Here is a 16426-nt window from a genome sequence, read left to right as displayed (position 1 = left end):
TTCTTGGGATAAGCCCGTTCGAGCCGAGGGGCAATTTTACACAGAGATTTGGACTTGATCTTGTCGGACTGGAACATGCCGCCCGGACGAAGGTTCGGAAGTTCTCTGTCGGAATGAAACAGCGCCTCGGGATTGCACAAGCGATCATGGAAAAACCCAAACTTCTGCTCTTGGATGAACCCACAAGCGGACTGGATGCGGACGGCGTGGCCATGCTGCACGATCTCGTCAAGCGGCTGAAGGCGGAAGGCGTCACGATTCTGCTAACGAGCCACATCCGCGAAGACATTACGGCCTTGAGCGACCGCGTATTGGAGATGGAGAGCGGGGTACTGAAGGCGCTGGACCCCGCACCGATCTGAAGAAAACCTTTTGCGCAACATAAGCGGCTGACGACCGCGTTCCGTCGTCAGCCGCTTTTGGATTGGCATGCGTTATTTCACCAGCGCCGCCTCCAGCGCCGCCACCACCCGATCGCCCATAGCCTTCGTGCCGACGACGGGGTCGCCGGGCTCGGCCAGGTCGATGGTACGGACGCCCGACTCGAGGACGCGCTTGACCGCGTCCTCCACCGCCGCCGCGGCCGCCTCGTCGCCGAAGGTGTGGCGCAGCATGAGGGCAACCGAGAGGATCGCCGCCAGCGGGTTGGCCCGGTCCTCGCCGGCAATGTCCGGCGCCGAACCGTGTACCGGTTCGTACAGCCCGAACCGGCCGTCGGCGAGGCTGGCCGACGGCAGCATGCCGATGGACCCCGTCAGTACCGCGGCCTCGTCGCTGAGGATGTCGCCGAAGAGGTTTTCCGTCACCACCACGTCAAACCGGCGCGGGTTGAGGATGAGCTGCATGGCGAAGGCGTCGACAAGGAGGTGCTCCAGCTCGACATCCGGGTACTCCGCCGCCACCCGTGTGGCCACCTCCCGCCACAGGCGCGAGCTTTCCAGCACGTTGGCCTTGTCGACCGACGTAACCCGCTTCCGCCGCCCGCGGGCCAGCTCGAAGGCGCGCCGCACGACGCGCTCAATTTCCGACGTGCGGTACACCAGGGTGTCGACGGCCTCCTCCTCCCCCTCCGGCGTGCGCGTGCGGCGCTTTTCGCCGAAGTAGAGGCCCCCGGTCAGCTCGCGCACGATGAGGACGTTGGCCCCCGCCAGGTAGGCGCTCTTTAGCGGGGAAGCCGGAAGCAGCGCGTCGAAGGGGGTGACGGGTCGAAGGTTGGCGTACAGGCCGAGGGCCTTGCGCAGGCCAAGAAGAGCCGCCTCGGGCCGCTTGTCGGCGGGCAACGCGCCCCACTTCGGCCCGCCCACGGCGCCGAGGAACACGGCGTCGCTTGCGCGGCACAGGTCGAGCGTCTCGTCGGGCAAGGGTCGGCCGACGGCGTCATAGGCCGCACCGCCGATCAAGCCCTCGCGCACCTCCAGCGCCACGCCGCGATGCGCCGCCACCGCCTCGAGGACGCGCACCGCCTGCGCCGTCACCTCGGGGCCGATGCCGTCGCCGGGCAGGACGGCGACGCGCCAGCGCTCAAGCACGGCGCGTCACCTCCAACGCGGCCGCCTCCCGCGCCGGCGCCGTCCGCCGCGCCACGAGCCGGTTGAGGGCATTGAGGTAGGCCTTGGCGCTCGCCTCCAGCACGTCGGTGCTAACGCCGCGCCCTTGCACGGTGACGTCCCCCTGGCGCAGGCGGACGAACACCTCGCCGAGGGCGTCGGCCCCGTCGGTCACCGAGGCGATCTTGTAGTCGACCAGCTCCACCGCCTCCCCCGTGGCCCGGTCGAGGGCCTTGTAAATCGCGTCGACCGACCCGTTGCCGCAGGCCGCCTCTTCGCGGACCGCGCCGTCGGCGGTACGCACGCGCACGGTGGCCGTGGGCACGAAGGCGCTGCCGTAGGTGAGCTGCAGGCCCTCGAGGGCGAAGTGCTCCGGCGGATGGGCCAGGCGCTGCTCGACGAGGGCGAGGATGTCGTCGTCGGTCACCTGCTTCTTGCGGTCGCACAACTCCTTAAACTGCCGGAACACCGCGTCGAGCTGCTCGCCCTCCAGGTTGTACCCCAGCGCGCGCAGATGCTCGCGGAAGGCGTGGCGGCCGGAATGCTTGCCGAGCACGAGGCGGTTGGACGCGAAGCCCACCGTCTCGGGGCGGATGATTTCGTAGGTGCTGGCCTCCTTCAGGACGCCGTCCTGGTGGATCCCCGACTCGTGGGCGAAGGCGTTGGCCCCGACGATGGCCTTGTTGGGCGGCACAATCATCCCGGTCAGGCGGCTGACGAGGCGGCTGGTGCGGGCAATCTCCGTCAGCTTCAGCCCGGTGGTCGCCTGGTAGACCCCCTTGCGCGTCTCCAGGGCCAGGGCCACCTCCTCGATGGCCACGTTGCCCGCCCGCTCGCCGATGCCGTTGATCGTCCCCTCAAACTGGTCGGCGCCGTTCTGGATCGCCGCCAGGGTGTTGGCCGTGGCCAGGCCGAGGTCGTCGTGGCAGTGGGCCGACAGCCGCACCTTCTCGATTCCCGGCACCTTCTCGCGCAGCAGGCGGAAGAGGTAGCCGTACTCCTCCGGCGTCAGGTAGCCGACGGTGTCGGGGATGTTGATGGTCGTGGCCCCGGCGCGCACCGCCACGGTGACCACCTCGACGAGAAAATCGTGCTCGGTGCGCCCGGCGTCTTCGGGCGAAAACTCCACCTCCGGAAACTTGGCCGCCGCGTAGCGCACCATCGCCTCGACGCGCGCAAGGACCTCCTCCTTGCTCATGCGCAGCTTGTATTGGCGGTGAATGGGCGAGGTGGCCAGGAAGGTGTGCAGGCAGGGCTGGGCGGCGCCGCGCAACGCCTCCCACGCGGCGTCGATGTCGGCCTCCACCGCCCGCGCCAGGCTGACCACGCGGGCGTCCTTGATCCGCTCGGCCACCGCCTTCACCGCGGCGAAATCACCCGGGGACGAGGCGGCAAACCCCGCTTCGATCAGGTCAACCCCCAGCCGCTCGAGCTGCAGGGCGATTTCTACCTTCTCCTCGATGCTCAAGTTGACGCCCGGCGACTGCTCGCCGTCGCGCAGCGTGGTGTCAAATACCAGGATCTTGCGCATCCGCCCAACCTCCTTGCGTGTCGTCTCAAGGCCGCGGTGCGCCCGCCGCCGCGCCGCGACGGGCGCTCGCTGCAAATCGGCGCTTACCGGCCCACCGGCACGTCTTCCCGCTTCTTCTGCCATGCCATGAGCGCCCGCAGCCGCGCCCCCACCTGCTCGATGGGGTGTTCGGCTTCCTGGCGCCGACGGGCGTTCATGAACGGCCGGCCCGTTTGGTTCTCCAAAATCCACGTGCGGGCGAAGGTGCCGTCCTGGATCTCGGCGAGAACCTTCTTCATCTCGCGGCGCACCTCGTCGTTGATGATCCGCTTGCCGATGAGGTAGTCGCCGAATTCGGCCGTGTCGCTGATGGAATGGCGCATGTTGGCCAGCCCGCCCTCGTACATCAGGTCGACGATCAGTTTCAGCTCGTGCAGGCATTCAAAGTAGGCGATCTCCGGCTGGTAGCCGGCCTCGACGAGGGTCTCAAACCCGGCCTGGATGAGCGCCGTCACGCCGCCGCACAGCACGACTTGCTCGCCAAAGAGGTCCGTCTCCGTCTCTTCCCGGAACGTCGTCTCGATCACCCCAGCCCGCGTGCTGCCGATGCCGCTGGCGTAAGCCAGGCCCAGCGCCTTGGCCTGCCCCGTGGCGTCCTGGTGCACGGCGAGGAGGGCCGGCACACCAAAACCTTCCGTAAAGACACGGCGCACAAGGTGGCCCGGGCTCTTGGGCGCCACCATCACCACGTCCACGTCCTTGGGCGGGACGATCTGCCCGAAGTGGATGTTGAACCCGTGGGAGAAGAACAGGGCCTTGCCGGCGGTGAGGTGGGGTTCGATCTGCGTGCGGTACACCTCGGGCTGCTTCTCGTCGGGCAGGAGGAGCTGGATCACGTCGGCCCGCGCCGCCGCCTCGTCCGGCGTGTACACGGCAAAGCCGTCCCGCTCGGCCTGCTCCCACGACTTGCCCGGCCGCACGCCGATGATCACGGAAAACCCGCTGTCGCGCAGGTTCTGCGCCTGGGCGTGACCCTGGCTCCCGTAACCGATGATGGCGATCGTTTTCCCTTCGAGAACCGAGCGGTCGACATCCTTTTCGTAATAGAGCGTCGCCATGGGCACATCTCCTCCTCTTTTTGAATTTGGATTGATCATGCAACCCTATTTGTATAAGGAAGGAAGTGTATTGCTCCCGTGTGCATCGCCCAAGAAGCTTCATCGGCCGCCTCACGCGTGAACGGCTTGCTTGACCGAACCGCGCATCATCGCCGTCACGCCGGTGCGCGTCAGTTCCTTGATGCCGTACGGGCGCAGGAGCTCGATCAGCGCGTCGATCTTCTCCGGGTCCCCCGTCACCTGGACGATGAGCGACTGGGGGCCGACGTCCACCACCGCGGCGCGGAACGGCTCGACAATGCCCTGGATTTCCGTCCGCACCGCCGGCGAGGCGCCGACCTTGATGAGGGCCAGCTCCCGCTCAACCATGGGAAACTCGCTGACGCGCTGCACCTTGATCACGTCGATCAGCTTGTGCAGCTGCTTGCAAATCTGCTCCACGACCCGCTCGTCGCCGCGGGTGACGATCACCATGCGCGAAAGCCCCGGCTCCTCGCAGGGACCAACGGTGATCGACTCGATGTTGAACCCCCGCTGGCTGAACAGGTTGGCCACCCGCGCCAGCACGCCCGGCTGGTCGTTGACGAGGATGGACAAGGTGTGCCGCTGCGTATCGCTCCGCATCAGGCCTCATCTCCCAGCACCATTTCGTCCAATCGCTTCCCTGGCGCCACCATGGGGTAGACGTTCTCCTCCGGTTCGACAACGCAGTCGACGACCACCGGCTCCTCAAGCTCCAGCGCCTCCTTCAGCACGGCTCGCGCCTCCTCCGGCGTCTCGGCCCGCAGCCCGCGCAGGCCGTAAGCCTCGGCCAGCTTGACGTAGTCGGGGCTGACGGACAGGTCGACCTCGCTGTAGCGCTTCCGGTAGAACAGCTCCTGCCACTGGCGAACCATCCCGAGGCACCGGTTGTTGATGATGACCACCTTGACCGGGATGCGGTACTGCTTCACCACGGCCAGCTCTTGCATCGTCATCTGGAAGCCGCCGTCGCCGACCACGGCGATCACCGGCTTGTCGGGGCAGCCTAGCTTGGCGCCGATCGCCGCCGGGAAGCCGAAGCCCATCGCCCCAAGGCCCCCCGACGAGATGAGCGAGCGCGGCCGCTTGAAGCGGTAGAACTGGGCCACCCACATCTGATGCTGGCCAACGTCGGTGGTGATGATCGCCTCGCCGCCGGTCAGTTCGTCGAGGAGCTCGATTACGTACTGCGGCTTCAGCCGGTCGCCCGACATTTGATAGCGCAGCGGATAGGCCCGCTTCCAGTCGTCCAGCTGGGCAAGCCACGCCGCCGAATCGGCCGGCGCGAGGCCCTCGAGCGCCGCGGCGAGGGTGCGCTTCACATCGCCAACGATGGGGATGTACGTCTCGACGTTCTTGCCAATCTCCGCCGGATCAATGTCAATGTGCACGATCTTCGCATGCGGGGCGAAAGCGTCGAGGCGCCCCATCGTGACGCGGTCGTCGAAGCGCGCGCCGATGCCGATCAGCAGGTCGCAGTGACAGATGGCCATGTTGGCCGCGTAGGTCCCGTGCATCCCCGGCATGCCCAGATGGAGCGGATGGCCGCTGGGGAACCCGCCGATCCCCATGAAGGTGGTGATCACGGGAATGCGCGCCGTCTCGGCGAAGCGCAGCAGTTCCTCGTGGGCGCCGGAGGCGATCACGCCGCCGCCGGCGAGGATGACCGGCTTTTTCGCCCCTTTGATCGCTTGCCGGAGCCGCTCCACCTGCAGCGGATGGGGATCGACAGTGGGCTGGTAGCCGCGCAGGTTTACGTCTTCGGGATAGGTAAAGGGCGCCTTCGCCTCCGACACGTCTTTGGGAATGTCGATCAGCACCGGCCCCGGCCGCCCCGTCGTGGCGATGTGGAAGGCCTCCTTCACGATGCGCGGAAGGTCGCGCACGTCGCGGACGAAGTAGTTGTGTTTCGTGATCGGCATGGTGATGCCGACGATGTTCGCTTCCTGGAACGCGTCGGTGCCGATCAGCTGCTGCTTGACATTGCCGGTGATGGCGATGAGCGGGACGGAATCCATCTGCGCCGTGGCGATGCCCGTCACCAAGTTGGTCGCTCCGGGCCCGGAGGTGGCAATCACCACGCCGGGCTTCCCCGTGGCCCGGGCGTAGCCATCGGCGGCATGCACGGCGCCCTGCTCGTGGCGGGTCAGCACGTGGCGCATGGCCACGTCGTACAGCGTGTCGTAGATGGGCAGCACGGCGCCGCCCGGATAGCCAAACAAGACCTCAACGCCCTCAAGGATCAGACAGCGGAAAAGGATTTCCGCTCCGGTCATTTCGCGCCCCACATCTTCCTGTACGCGCGCCACAAGGGACGCTTCGGCTGTCGCCGCTTTGCTGGTCATCCTCCACTCCTCCCTTCTTCACCGCACAGGGTCATCGCCAAAAATGAAAGCCCTTTCACCCCGCCTCCCCAACGGGAGGTGCTGGGGCGAAAGGACTTCGCGGTACCACCCAACTTCGCCACGGTCTCGCGACACGTGGCCTCAACGGGTATGCGGCGCATACCCCGGCCCGGTAACGGGGGCCTCCGACGCTCCCTACTGACGGCGGGGCGCAATGCACGGGCTGTTTCCGCATCGCCTGGCCCGCCGCGTTCAGGAACGCGGCTCCAAGGAGAGCACGCCGCAGACGGGCACCCACCCGGCTTCCAGCCGCAGGCCGGGCTCTCTGGAGGGTCGCGTTCCACGGCGTATGGCCTTTTCCTCGCCTTTCCCGCGTTCCGCCTGTTCCGAATGGTCCGCATTGGATGGCGAGGTCCACCTCTCGGAACAGTCGGAATATTGGCGTTGCTTGTTAGTTGGTATTATAATCGCCCCTCCCGTGCATGTCAACGGGAAAACAGAAGCGGCCTCGCCGCTAGGACGACGGCCGCTCGAGCGCCACCAGGTAAATCTGGCGGTTGGCGTGCGCGTTGATTCGCTGTCGCTTTTATACTGCAAAGCACATTCGCGTTTTTGCTATTTCGCGTTAAAGGGCGAATCAAATAGAAAACAGGAGAGCAGGCAGAACAATTTTCGATAACGGACTTTGACGATGAATGCATATTCCGATAGGCTTGACGTATCATTACCATACCGTTTCGCTCAGAACACCTCAATCTTCAAAACATTCGTTGGAGGTCCGAACGGGATGAACGTGTGGCGCAAGAAACCCATCGCCCAGCTTCTCCAGGAAAGCGAAAAAACGTCGCTGCGCCGGGCCCTCAGCGCCGTCGATTTGGTGTTGCTCGGCATCGGTGCCATCATCGGGACGGGGATTTTCGTCCTCACCGGCGTGGCGGCCGCCCAGCATTCCGGACCGGCCCTCGTGCTCTCGTTCATCCTGGCCAGCATCGCCGCTGCATTCGCCGCACTCTCCTACGCGGAGTTTGCCTCCGCCGTCCCCATTTCAGGGAGCGTCTACACGTACACCTATGTCACAATGGGCGAGTTTCTGGCCTGGATCATTGGGTGGAACCTTATCCTGGAGTACACCTTGGTGGTCAGCGCCGTGGCCGTCGGGTGGTCGGGATACTTTCAGATCCTGCTCTCGGGATTTGGCATCACGTTGCCGGAAGCGTTGGTGAAGACGCCCGTGGAGGGCGGGCTGTTCAACCTGCCAGCGGTGGCCATTGTGCTCGCCATCGCCTGGCTTCTGTCGCGGGGCGTGAAAGAAAGCGCGCGCCTCAACAACCTGATTGTCTTCCTGAAAGTGGGCATCATCCTGCTGTTCATTCTCGTGGGAGCCTTCTATGTCAAACCGGAAAACTGGACACCGTTCCTTCCCTTCGGTTGGTCCGGCGTGCTCACAGGGGCAGCCGTCGTCTTCTTCGCCTACGGCGGTTTTGACGCCGTCAGCTCGGCGGCCGAAGAGGTGAAGAATCCGAAGCGCGACCTGCCGATCGGGATCATCGGCTCCTTGGCCATTTGCACCCTGCTGTACATCGCCGTGTCCGCCGTCCTTACCGGCATGGTCCCGTACGCCGAGCTGAACAACAGCGCGCCGGTGGCCTTTGCCCTGCAGAAGGTGGGCCAGAACGGATTGGCCGGCGTCATCTCCGCTTCGGCGGTCATCACGATCACCACGGTGATGCTCGTGATGGCCTATGGGCAAACGCGCATCTGCTTCGCCATGTCGCGCGACGGTCTCTTGCCGCAGGTGTTTGCCCGCGTGCACGAGCGGTACAAAACGCCGTACCTCGGCACTTGGGTCGCCGGGCTGGCAGCCGCCGCGCTGGCCGGGTTCATCCCGCTGGGCCGCCTGGCCGAGCTCGTCAACATGGGCATGCTGACCGCCTTCGTGCTGATCCAGATCGGCGTCCTCGTGCTGCGCTACAAGGAGCCAGACCTGCCGCGCGGCTTCCGCGTCCCCGGCGTTCCGTATACGCCGATCCTCGGATCGTTGGTGGCTCTCTTCCTGATGTTCAACCTGTCGAGGGTCACCTGGCTCGCCTTCTTCATCTGGCTCGGTGTGGGCCTCGTCGTCTACTTCCTCTACGGCTACCGCAACAGCACGCTGGCGCGAAACGCCGGACCCGAGCGGTAGAGCGTGAATCTTGGGCCGTAAAACGGTCAGCCCAACGCCACGCAATACGGCCAAAAAACCGTCCCAAGAAGAATCAACCGCCCGCGGGGCCTCGTCCCCCGGGCGGTTTCCTTTCGTGCCGGTGCCTCGCGCGAGCCGGTTTGGGCGCCGGGCTCATCGGAGGCACCGGCTTTTCGCTTGCCGCTCACGAGCCGGCCTTGACGCGCAACCCCTCCATGAGCACCTGGGCCACCTCCGGGCGCGTAAACTCCGGCGGGAGCATCTGGCCCTCGCGCAGCATCTGCCGCACCTTCGTCCCCGACAGCTTCACATGATCCGCCTCGCCGTGGGGGCATGTTTTGGCCGACACCATCTGCCCGCAGCGGCGGCAGTAGTAGGTATGTTCGAAGAAGAGGGGGATGATGCCGATGTCTTCCGGCGGGAACCGGTCGAAGATGCGCTGGGCGTCGTACGTGCCGTAGTAGTTGCCCACGCCGGCGTGGTCGCGGCCGACGATAAAGTGGGTGCAGCCGTAATTTTTGCGCACGATGGCGTGAAACACCGCTTCCCGCGGCCCCGCATAGCGCATGGCGGCGGGAAAGGTGCCGAGAAGGACGCGCGCTTTCGGATAGTAGTTCTCCAGCAGCACTTCGTAGCTCTTCATCCGCACGTCGGCCGGGATGTCGTCGGCTTTCGTTTCGCCGACAAGCGGATTCAAGAACAACCCGTCCACAAGTTCCAGGGCCACCTTCTGAATGTACTCGTGGGCCCGGTGCACCGGGTTGCGCGTCTGAAAGCCGACGATCGTTTTCCAGCCGCGCTCGACGAACAGGCGGCGCGTCTGGGCCGGCGTAAAGGTGTACTGCGGAAACGCCGGTTCCGGCAGGCGAAAGACCCACACGGGACCGCCGATGTACACGTTCGGACGCGCGTACAGCTTGTTCACGCCGGGATGGGCCGCCTCGTCGGTCAGGTAGACGGCCTTGGCCTCCCGCTCCTTGTCCGGCTCGTAACAATCGTCAACGCGCACGATGGCGTAGACCGTGCCGTTTTGCCCGAGGGCGAGGTACTCGCCGCGTCCAACCCGGTTGGCCACGTCGCGGGAGACGGGCAGGGTGATGGGAATCGTCCACACCGTGCCGTCGGCGAGCCGCATGCGCTCCAGCACGCTCTCGTAGTCGTCGCGCCCCAGGAATCCATCGAGGGGGGAGAAGGCGCCGTACGCCAGGCACTGCAGATCGGCCAGCGTCCAGCCGTCCACCTCAACGTACGGCAGCCCCTCGGGGGATACCGGAAGATCTTCTCGCCGGAAGTAGCGTTCAACCAAGCGCTTCCCATGTGGAACAATCGGTTCGTACACCATTGGGACATCGTCACCTCCGCATCGTGATGACGTCTCGCACGCCGAACGTCGACACGCGGCCGTCATCCGGGCGAGCTTTCCGTCACCAACGCGCCCTTGCCGGAGCGGGACTTGTGCTTCCGCAGCGTGTACGCGAACGCGGCGATGAGCACCGCCCACAGCGCGCCGTACACCCACATCTTGGCGTCCTCGGACACCCCCAGGGCAAGGAGCAGCGTGCGCATGTTGGTCAGCAGGATGACGCCGCCCACCAGCACGCCCAACACGTGGGAGGGCATCACCTTCACCAGCCAGGCGGCAATGGGCGCGGCGATCATCCCGCCGAGCACCAGGGCGCCGACCCACAACCAATGAACGGGCTCAAAGCCCATGGACAGTGCAAATCCCAGCGTGGCCGACAGGGCGATGGCAAATTCGCTGGTGTCGACGGAGCCGATCACCCGGCGCGGCTCGAGATCGCGACGCATCATCAGCGCCGGAGTGGTGATGGGGCCCCAACCGCCGCCGCCCACCGCGTCGGCAAAGCCCGCAAAGAGCCCAAGGGGCACGAGGAAGCGGCGCGGTACAGGCCCGCGCGGCGAACGAGCTGCCGGTCGGGTAACGAGAAAACGCACCAAGATGTACACGCCGAGTGCGAGCAGAAACGCCGACACAAACGGCTTGATGGCCTCGCCGGGCACGCTGGCCAAGAAAGAGGCGCCGGCAAACGCGCCCACCGATCCGGGAAGAACAAGGGTGCGAACCACGTGGCGGTCGATGTTGCCAAACCGCCAGTGGGAAAGGCCCGAAGCCGCCGTGGTGACCAGCTCGGCCAAGTGCACCGACGCGGACGCGGCCGCCGGGGTCAGGCCAAACAAGAGGAGCAGCGACGTCGACGTCACCCCGTAGGCCATGCCCAGAGCGCCGTCCACCAGTTGCGCCAACAATCCGACAAAGGCCAACACAAGCAATTTTTGCACGAAACATCCCCCCGTCGCCAACCTACGACGTGTGCAGCCCGCACTCCGTTTTGTTGAAACCGGCCCATCGTCCGGCGCGGAAATCCTCGCCCGGCCGCACCGGTCGCGTGCAGCATTCGCAACCGATGCTGGGGTAGCCCCGGTCGTGCAGCGGATTGTACGGCACGTCGTTTTCGTGAATGTACCGCCACACGTCTTTGAACGTCCAGTCGGCCAAGGGGTTGAACTTCACCACCCCGAACTTGGCGTCCCATTCCACCTTGCGCGCGTTGGCCCGGGTCGGCGCCTGTTCGCGGCGGATGCCGGTGATCCAGGCGTCAAAATCCCGCAGAAACGCCTTGAGCGGCTCCACTTTCCGCAGGTTGCAGCACAAATTGGGATCGCGCTCCCACAGCCGGTCGCCGTACCGCGCCGCCTGCTCCTCCAACGTCAGCGCCGGCTTCACCTGCACAAACGAAATGCCGTACCGCGCGGCCATCCGGTCGCGGGTTTCATAGGTCTCGCGGAAATGCTTGTCGGTGTCGAGGTAGAAAATCGGCACCTCGGGATTGATCTTCACCAGCATGTCGACAAGGACGACATCCTCGGCGCCAAAACTGCAGGCCAGCGCCACCTTCGTGCCAAAGCGTTCCACCGCCAGAGCCAAGAGCTCCTGGGGCGTCTTCTCCTCCCACCAATCCGCCAGCTTGGAAATGCCTTCCGGTGTCCACTCGATCTGCACCGCGTTCACCCTTGCCACGCCTCCTGTCCCTTTGGTCTTTCTGCCCGTGCGCTCCCGCCGCTTTCCATGGGATGTTGCCCTTGCCCTTTTACCTTATTGCACCGGGTGTCCGCCTGTGCACCGGCGCAAGACGCAAGATGCGGCCCAACGCGTTCCGTCCGCTTGCGGGAGCGACACGAAAAAAACCTCCTCTCTGAAAGAGGAGGCTTCGTGCCCGAAGCTCTCATCTCTCAGAGGGGTTCCCTCTGCAGGAATTGGCACCGCTGCCTGCCCACGGGGGGCAAGCCGGTTGCCGGGCTTCATCGGGCCAGTCCCTCCGCCACTCTCGATAAGAGCCGTTCCAACACAGTATGCGATTGCAACGTTGCGCAAAGGGTCGGTGAATTGGTTTAAATCCGTGTATTCAGATTGGAATGGATAATTTTGATTTCATCTTAGCGCCTTCCGCCCAGCCTGTCAAGAGCGAATTTCCGAGTAGGTTTATCGGTTTATCCCAACAATGCGCCGCGGTGCCGGGACCGGCACGCCGACGATCTCGTGCACCATCGTCACGTCGCCGAGCGGGAACAGGTGCACGCCGTGGGCAAAACCGCGCAGCGCCTCAAACAGCTCGCGCACCACGGCCACCCCTTCCTCCCGCCCCCCCGCGCTCCACCCGCCGCAGCACATCGGCGCGAATGGTGATGCCCGGGACCTTTTCGTTCAGGTAACAGGCCATCTTGTAGCTTTTGAGCGGCATGAGCCCGAAAAGAATGGGCACGTCCAAATGCTGCGTCGCCTCCAAAAACCGCTCCGCCGTCTCGACGTCGTAAATCGGCTGGGTCTGGATAAACGCCGCCCCGGCGGCCACCTTTTCCTCGAGCCGCCGCACTTCGCGTGCCAGGTCCTCCGCGCCGGGGTTGGCCGCCGCCCCAATGAAAAACTCCGGCGGGGCCTCAAGGCGGTTGCCGTTCACGTCGCGCCCCGCATTCAGCGTGGCCGCCAGCCGGATCAGCCCTACGGCGTCGACGTCAAACACGCCGGTGGCCGTGGGGTGGTCGCCGCGTTCCGGCGCGTCGCCGGTGAGCGTGAGGATGTTCCGCACGCCAAGGGCCGCCGCCCCGAGCAGCTCGGCCTGCAATCCGAGCACGTTGCGGTCCCGGCACGTCAAGTGAAAGATGGCCTCGATGCCCAAATCGTCCTGTAAGATGTGCGCCAAGGCGATGGGACTCATGCGCAGGTTGGCCATCGGGCAGTCGGCCACGTTGAGCGCATCGACCACATGGCGCAACAGGCTGGCCTTCTCCAGCGTCGGCGTCGGATCGGCCCCTTTGGGCGGCTCCACCTCTGCGGTGATGACGAACTTCCCCAAACGCAGCTTCTCCCGCAAACGGTGCACATGATAGGCCATCCCTCTCGCTCCTTTCTCCGCTCTTGCCGTGCCGCCCGTGTTTCGCTGCCCGCCCACGGCGCCGCACGTACGAAAAAAGGCCTTTCTCGGAACGAGAAAGGCCTTGTCGATACACGATACACGGGTATCGGCGCGGCCTTTTCTCATCTCTCGGAAACGCCGGCGCGTTTCCGCAGGAGTTGGCACCGCTGCTTGCCCGAGGCGGCAAGCCGGTTGCCGAGGTTTCATCGGGCCAGTCCCTCCACCTCTCTGGATAAGAAAAGGTCCGGTCTCCCGGTGTATGCGGTTGTCGTTACCGGTAATGTACCGCAGAACGTGCCGGTTGTCAATCGCTTTGCGCAATTGCGCCGGTTTGCCCTTCCGCCGCCGCCAATCCGCGCGCCAGGTCGTCGCAGATGTCCGCCGGGTCCTCGAGCCCGACGGAGAGGCGCACGACCTCGTCGGTGACGCCCACGGCGCGCCGCCGTGCCGGCGGAAGGGCACGGTGCGACGTGGACGCCGGATGGGCCACCGTCGTCTCCACGCCGGCCAGCGTGGGCACCAGCTTGATCCACGAAAGCCCGCGGAAAAAGGCCCCCACATCCGTCCCCTCGCGAAGGCGGAAGGTGACCAGCGCCCCGCCCCGCCCGCCGAGAAGGGTGCGGACACGTTCCCCGTCGTCCTCGGAAAGCCCGGGGTAGTAGACGCGCGCCACGGCCGGCCGGGCGGCAAGCCAGCGCGCCATCCGCATGGCGTTTTCACAGTGGCGCGCCATGCGCACGGACAGGGTTTTCAGGCCCCGGGCCGCGAGCCACGCCTCAAAGGGATTCAGGTGGCACCCGTAGGCGGCGATAATCTCCCGCGCCCGTTTCACCAGGTGCCGCTCCCCGACAACCACCCCCGCCGTCACGTCGCTGTGGCCGGCGAGAAACTTCGTCGCGCTGTGGACGACGAGGTGGGCTCCCCATTCAAGCGGCCGGGCCAGGTACGGCGTGGCAAAGGTGTTGTCCACCACGACAACGGCGCCACGCTCCCGGGCGAGGGCGGCCAGCTCCTTAAGTGGCGGGACGCGGAGGAGCGGGTTGGAGATCGTCTCCAAAAAGACGAGGCGCGTCTCCGGCGTAAAGGCGCGGGCGAAGGCGTCCACATCGTTCGCCGGGGCAAAGTCGACGCCGATCCCGAGGCGTGCCAGCTCGTGCGTAAACAGGTGATACGTCCCGCCGTACACCTCTTCCGGGCACAGGATGCGCTCTCCCGGCTTCACCACGGCCAGCGTCGCGGCCAGGATCGCCGCCATGCCCGACGCCGCCGCCACCCCGTCCTCGCCGCCCTCCAAGGCGGCCACGCCGCGGGCAAAGTCATCGGCATTGGGGTTCCGAAACCGCGTGTACAGGTACTGCCGCTCGCCGGCAAAGTACGCCTCCAGCTCGTCGAGATCGGAAAAGGCAAAGGCCGACGTCTGGTAGATCGGCGGCGCCTTGGGCGTCTCGCGCTCCAGGCCCTTTTGTCGGAAATGGACGACGCGCGTGTCGAATCGCCAAGTCATCGGCAGGCCTCCTTTGGTCCCGTTCTGCACAGGGCTTTTCCTTGAGGATACCGTGCGTTACGGCCCCGGGCCCACCGTCGTGACCCGGTAGCGCCCATCCGGCCCTCATTTTCATTCCCCTGAAAACATGACATCACCCCGATGAAGGAGCATATTTTCCAGCATCCGCTCCGACAAGTCGGCCATCGGCGAACCGGGGTATGCGGCCATTGCCCACGGCAAATACCAGGTCAACACCCCATCGGGAGAGGGGAAGAGACGGTTAGATCCAGACAGACACATAAAACGAAACCCTCGGCGCGCGCCGAGGGTGCCGCTGTTTTCTCACCCGTTACGCATTCAGCTTTTGCTTCGCCAGGTTGGCCAGCTCGGCAAAGGCCTTCTGGTCGTTGACGGCCAGCTCGGCCAGCATCTTGCGGTTGATGGCCACGCCGGCCGCCTTCAGGCCGTGCATGAACTTGCTGTAGGACAGGCCGTTCATCCGCGCTGCCGCGTTGATGCGCGCGATCCACAGCTTGCGGAAGTCGCGCTTGCGCTGACGACGGTCGCGGTAGGCGTACATCAGCGACTTCATCACTTGCTGCTTCGCGGTGCGGTACAGCGCGTGCTTCGACCCGAAGTACCCTTTCGCCATCTTCAAGATTTTTTTCCGACGACGGCGCGTATACGGTCCACCTTTTACGCGCGGCATCGCAATCCCTCCTTTGTGTTGCGCAAATCCCTTGCCCCATCAAAGCGCGTACGGAACCCTTACAGATAGGTGATCAGCTGCTTGATGCGCTTGGCGTCGCCCTTGCTCACGATGGCCGCCCGACGCAGGCGACGCTTGCGATTGGCCGGTTTCCATTCGTTGAGGTGGCTTTTATTGGCTCGGTAGTGCTTGATCTTCCCCGTAGCCGTCTTTTTGAAGCGCTTCACCGCAGCGCGCCGCGACTTCATCTTGGGCATGGCGATTCCTCCTATCCTTTTGGCGTTTTCGGCGCAAGGATCATGATCATCTGGCGCCCTTCCAGCGCGGGTTTGCGCTCGATGGCGCCAATATCTTCAACTTCCTTGGCCAGGCGGTCGAGTACCTGCTGCCCCAATTCGGCATGGGCAATCTGCCGCCCGCGGAAGCGAATCGTCAGCTTCACCTTGTCCCCGTGTTCCAGGAACTTGCGCACGTTGCGCAATTTCGTTTGCAGGTCGTGCTCCTCGATGTTCGGCGTCAGGCGCACTTCCTTGACCTGGACGATCTTCTGCTTCTTGCGGGCCTCGCGCTCCTTTTTGCTTTGTTCATACTTGAATTTGCCGTAGTCCATGATGCGGCAGACCGGCGGTTTGGCCTGCGGCGCGACGTTGACCAGATCGAGGCCCATGTCCTGCGCAATGCGCAAGGCTTCCCGGAACGGTTTGATGCCCAACTGCGCGCCGTCCGGCCCGATCAGGCGGACTTCCCGCGCGCGGATCTGCTCGTTGACCAAAAATTCCTTGCTAATTGCTTGCCACCTCCAGGAAAACTCAAATAAAATCGGCGGGCGCACGCCACCCGCCGACTCCAGCCAACGCCAAACCGTTTCCCGTACGCGCGAACCTGTCAGCAGCTCCACCGAGCGCCGATCAGGTGAGAAGCAGCGGGTGCTTCTGCTTGGTCTTCTTGCGTCCTGTTCCGTTATTCGCTTACTTCTACACTTTATCACGGCTGGAGGCGGGCCGTCAAGTTTGATTTGGCTCTAGGTCAATAATTGTGGATGCGAGGTCAACCAAGCCAAGGGAACAAAAGCGAG

General features: G+C 64.8%; 16 protein-coding genes and 2 riboswitches. Of the genes, 2 read left to right on the top strand and 14 right to left on the bottom strand.

Features of this window, described 5'->3' with window-relative positions; translation table 11 throughout:
- Positions 1-8: 8 nt before the first annotated feature.
- Positions 9-362 (top strand): ATP-binding cassette domain-containing protein, encoded by a 354-nt coding sequence (locus tag IEX61_RS10575; RefSeq protein WP_308423734.1) that lies wholly within the window; start codon positions 9-11, stop codon positions 360-362.
- 72 nt (positions 363-434) lie between these two features.
- Here the strand turns inward: IEX61_RS10575 and leuB are convergent, their stop codons facing one another.
- From leuB to ilvB, 5 genes are all read right to left on the bottom strand, one after another.
- Complete coding sequence (leuB, locus tag IEX61_RS10570; RefSeq protein WP_188817991.1) at positions 435-1529, bottom strand: 3-isopropylmalate dehydrogenase; 1095 nt, start codon at positions 1527-1529, stop codon at positions 435-437.
- Entirely contained in the window at positions 1522-3201 is a 1680-nt protein-coding gene (locus IEX61_RS10565; protein WP_188817969.1) for a 2-isopropylmalate synthase, read from the bottom strand. Before IEX61_RS10565 ends, leuB begins: the two co-directional genes overlap by 8 nt.
- Positions 3162-4175, bottom strand: coding sequence for a ketol-acid reductoisomerase (gene ilvC / locus IEX61_RS10560; RefSeq protein WP_188817967.1), 1014 nt, complete (start codon positions 4173-4175; stop codon positions 3162-3164). The genes IEX61_RS10565 and ilvC overlap by 40 nt, the downstream gene beginning before the upstream one ends.
- Positions 4176-4286: 111 nt before the next feature.
- A complete protein-coding gene (gene ilvN, locus IEX61_RS10555; protein WP_054670022.1) occupies positions 4287-4799 on the bottom strand; it encodes an acetolactate synthase small subunit in 513 nt (170 codons plus the stop codon).
- Positions 4799-6472 (bottom strand): biosynthetic-type acetolactate synthase large subunit, encoded by a 1674-nt coding sequence (gene ilvB / locus IEX61_RS10550; RefSeq protein WP_229725842.1) that lies wholly within the window; start codon positions 6470-6472, stop codon positions 4799-4801. The genes ilvN and ilvB overlap by 1 nt, the downstream gene beginning before the upstream one ends.
- A gap of 856 nt (positions 6473-7328) precedes the next feature.
- On the opposite strand from ilvB, the gene bcaP reads away from it, so the two are divergent.
- Positions 7329-8723, top strand: a complete 1395-nt coding sequence (bcaP, locus tag IEX61_RS10545; RefSeq protein WP_054670021.1) for a branched-chain amino acid transporter BcaP — start codon at positions 7329-7331, stop codon at positions 8721-8723.
- A gap of 184 nt (positions 8724-8907) precedes the next feature.
- Here bcaP and sat read toward each other — a convergent pair whose 3' ends face one another.
- The 9 genes from sat to infC all read right to left on the bottom strand — a co-directional run bounded on the left by sat (position 8908) and on the right by infC (position 16171).
- On the bottom strand, positions 8908-10065 hold the full coding sequence (gene sat, locus IEX61_RS10540; RefSeq protein ID WP_188817963.1) for a sulfate adenylyltransferase: 1158 nt from the start codon (positions 10063-10065) through the stop codon (positions 8908-8910).
- A 62-nt stretch (positions 10066-10127) separates the two neighbouring features.
- Positions 10128-11024, bottom strand: a complete 897-nt coding sequence (locus tag IEX61_RS10535; RefSeq protein ID WP_188817961.1) for a sulfite exporter TauE/SafE family protein — start codon at positions 11022-11024, stop codon at positions 10128-10130.
- 22 nt (positions 11025-11046) lie between these two features.
- Positions 11047-11754, bottom strand: a complete 708-nt coding sequence (locus IEX61_RS10530; protein WP_054670017.1) for a phosphoadenylyl-sulfate reductase — start codon at positions 11752-11754, stop codon at positions 11047-11049.
- A 211-nt stretch (positions 11755-11965) separates the two neighbouring features.
- Positions 11966-12080: riboswitch (SAM riboswitch) on the bottom strand.
- 145 nt (positions 12081-12225) lie between these two features.
- Positions 12226-12372, bottom strand: a complete 147-nt coding sequence (locus IEX61_RS12540; RefSeq protein ID WP_218185348.1) for a hypothetical protein — start codon at positions 12370-12372, stop codon at positions 12226-12228.
- Positions 12347-13135 carry a methylenetetrahydrofolate reductase gene (locus IEX61_RS10525; RefSeq protein ID WP_218185347.1) on the bottom strand — a complete coding sequence of 263 codons (789 nt, stop codon included), beginning with the start codon at positions 13133-13135 and terminating at the stop codon, positions 12347-12349. The genes IEX61_RS12540 and IEX61_RS10525 overlap by 26 nt, the downstream gene beginning before the upstream one ends.
- A 140-nt stretch (positions 13136-13275) precedes the next feature.
- Positions 13276-13395, bottom strand: a riboswitch (SAM riboswitch).
- A 65-nt stretch (positions 13396-13460) separates the two neighbouring features.
- A complete protein-coding gene (locus IEX61_RS10520; RefSeq protein ID WP_188817959.1) occupies positions 13461-14660 on the bottom strand; it encodes a trans-sulfuration enzyme family protein in 1200 nt (399 codons plus the stop codon).
- Between the two features lie 331 nt (positions 14661-14991).
- A complete protein-coding gene (rplT, locus tag IEX61_RS10515; RefSeq protein ID WP_054673025.1) occupies positions 14992-15351 on the bottom strand; it encodes a 50S ribosomal protein L20 in 360 nt (119 codons plus the stop codon).
- A 59-nt stretch (positions 15352-15410) separates the two neighbouring features.
- Positions 15411-15608: a 50S ribosomal protein L35 gene (gene rpmI / locus IEX61_RS10510; protein ID WP_054673023.1), complete on the bottom strand. Its 198-nt coding sequence runs from the start codon at positions 15606-15608 to the stop codon at positions 15411-15413.
- A gap of 11 nt (positions 15609-15619) precedes the next feature.
- Entirely contained in the window at positions 15620-16171 is a 552-nt protein-coding gene (gene infC, locus IEX61_RS10505; protein ID WP_229725841.1) for a translation initiation factor IF-3, read from the bottom strand.
- Positions 16172-16426 lie beyond the last annotated feature (255 nt).

It is taken from the genome of Calditerricola satsumensis, assembly GCF_014646935.1.
In the GTDB taxonomy this organism is placed as follows: domain Bacteria; phylum Bacillota; class Bacilli; order Calditerricolales; family Calditerricolaceae; genus Calditerricola; species Calditerricola satsumensis.
Note: the sequence above shows the minus strand (reverse complement) of the source record. Positions and strands in the feature narration are given on the sequence as shown.

What these genes read in the sequence shown, in the direction of transcription:
- IEX61_RS10565 (WP_188817969.1), bottom strand. Translation starts at nt 3,201, where the DNA reads ATGGCAGAAGAAGCGGGAAGACGTGCCGGTGGGCCGGTAAGCGCCGAT.
- ilvC (WP_188817967.1), bottom strand. Translation starts at nt 4,175, where the DNA reads ATGGCGACGCTCTATTACGAAAAGGATGTCGACCGCTCGGTTCTCGAA.
- ilvN (WP_054670022.1), bottom strand. Translation starts at nt 4,799, where the DNA reads ATGCGGAGCGATACGCAGCGGCACACCTTGTCCATCCTCGTCAACGAC.
- ilvB (WP_229725842.1), bottom strand. Translation starts at nt 6,472, where the DNA reads ATGACCGGAGCGGAAATCCTTTTCCGCTGTCTGATCCTTGAGGGCGTT.
- bcaP (WP_054670021.1), top strand. Translation starts at nt 7,329, where the DNA reads ATGAACGTGTGGCGCAAGAAACCCATCGCCCAGCTTCTCCAGGAAAGC.
- sat (WP_188817963.1), bottom strand. Translation starts at nt 10,065, where the DNA reads ATGGTGTACGAACCGATTGTTCCACATGGGAAGCGCTTGGTTGAACGC.
- IEX61_RS10525 (WP_218185347.1), bottom strand. Translation starts at nt 13,135, where the DNA reads ATGGCCTATCATGTGCACCGTTTGCGGGAGAAGCTGCGTTTGGGGAAG.
- IEX61_RS10520 (WP_188817959.1), bottom strand. Translation starts at nt 14,660, where the DNA reads ATGACTTGGCGATTCGACACGCGCGTCGTCCATTTCCGACAAAAGGGC.
- rplT (WP_054673025.1), bottom strand. Translation starts at nt 15,351, where the DNA reads ATGCCGCGCGTAAAAGGTGGACCGTATACGCGCCGTCGTCGGAAAAAA.
- rpmI (WP_054673023.1), bottom strand. Translation starts at nt 15,608, where the DNA reads ATGCCCAAGATGAAGTCGCGGCGCGCTGCGGTGAAGCGCTTCAAAAAG.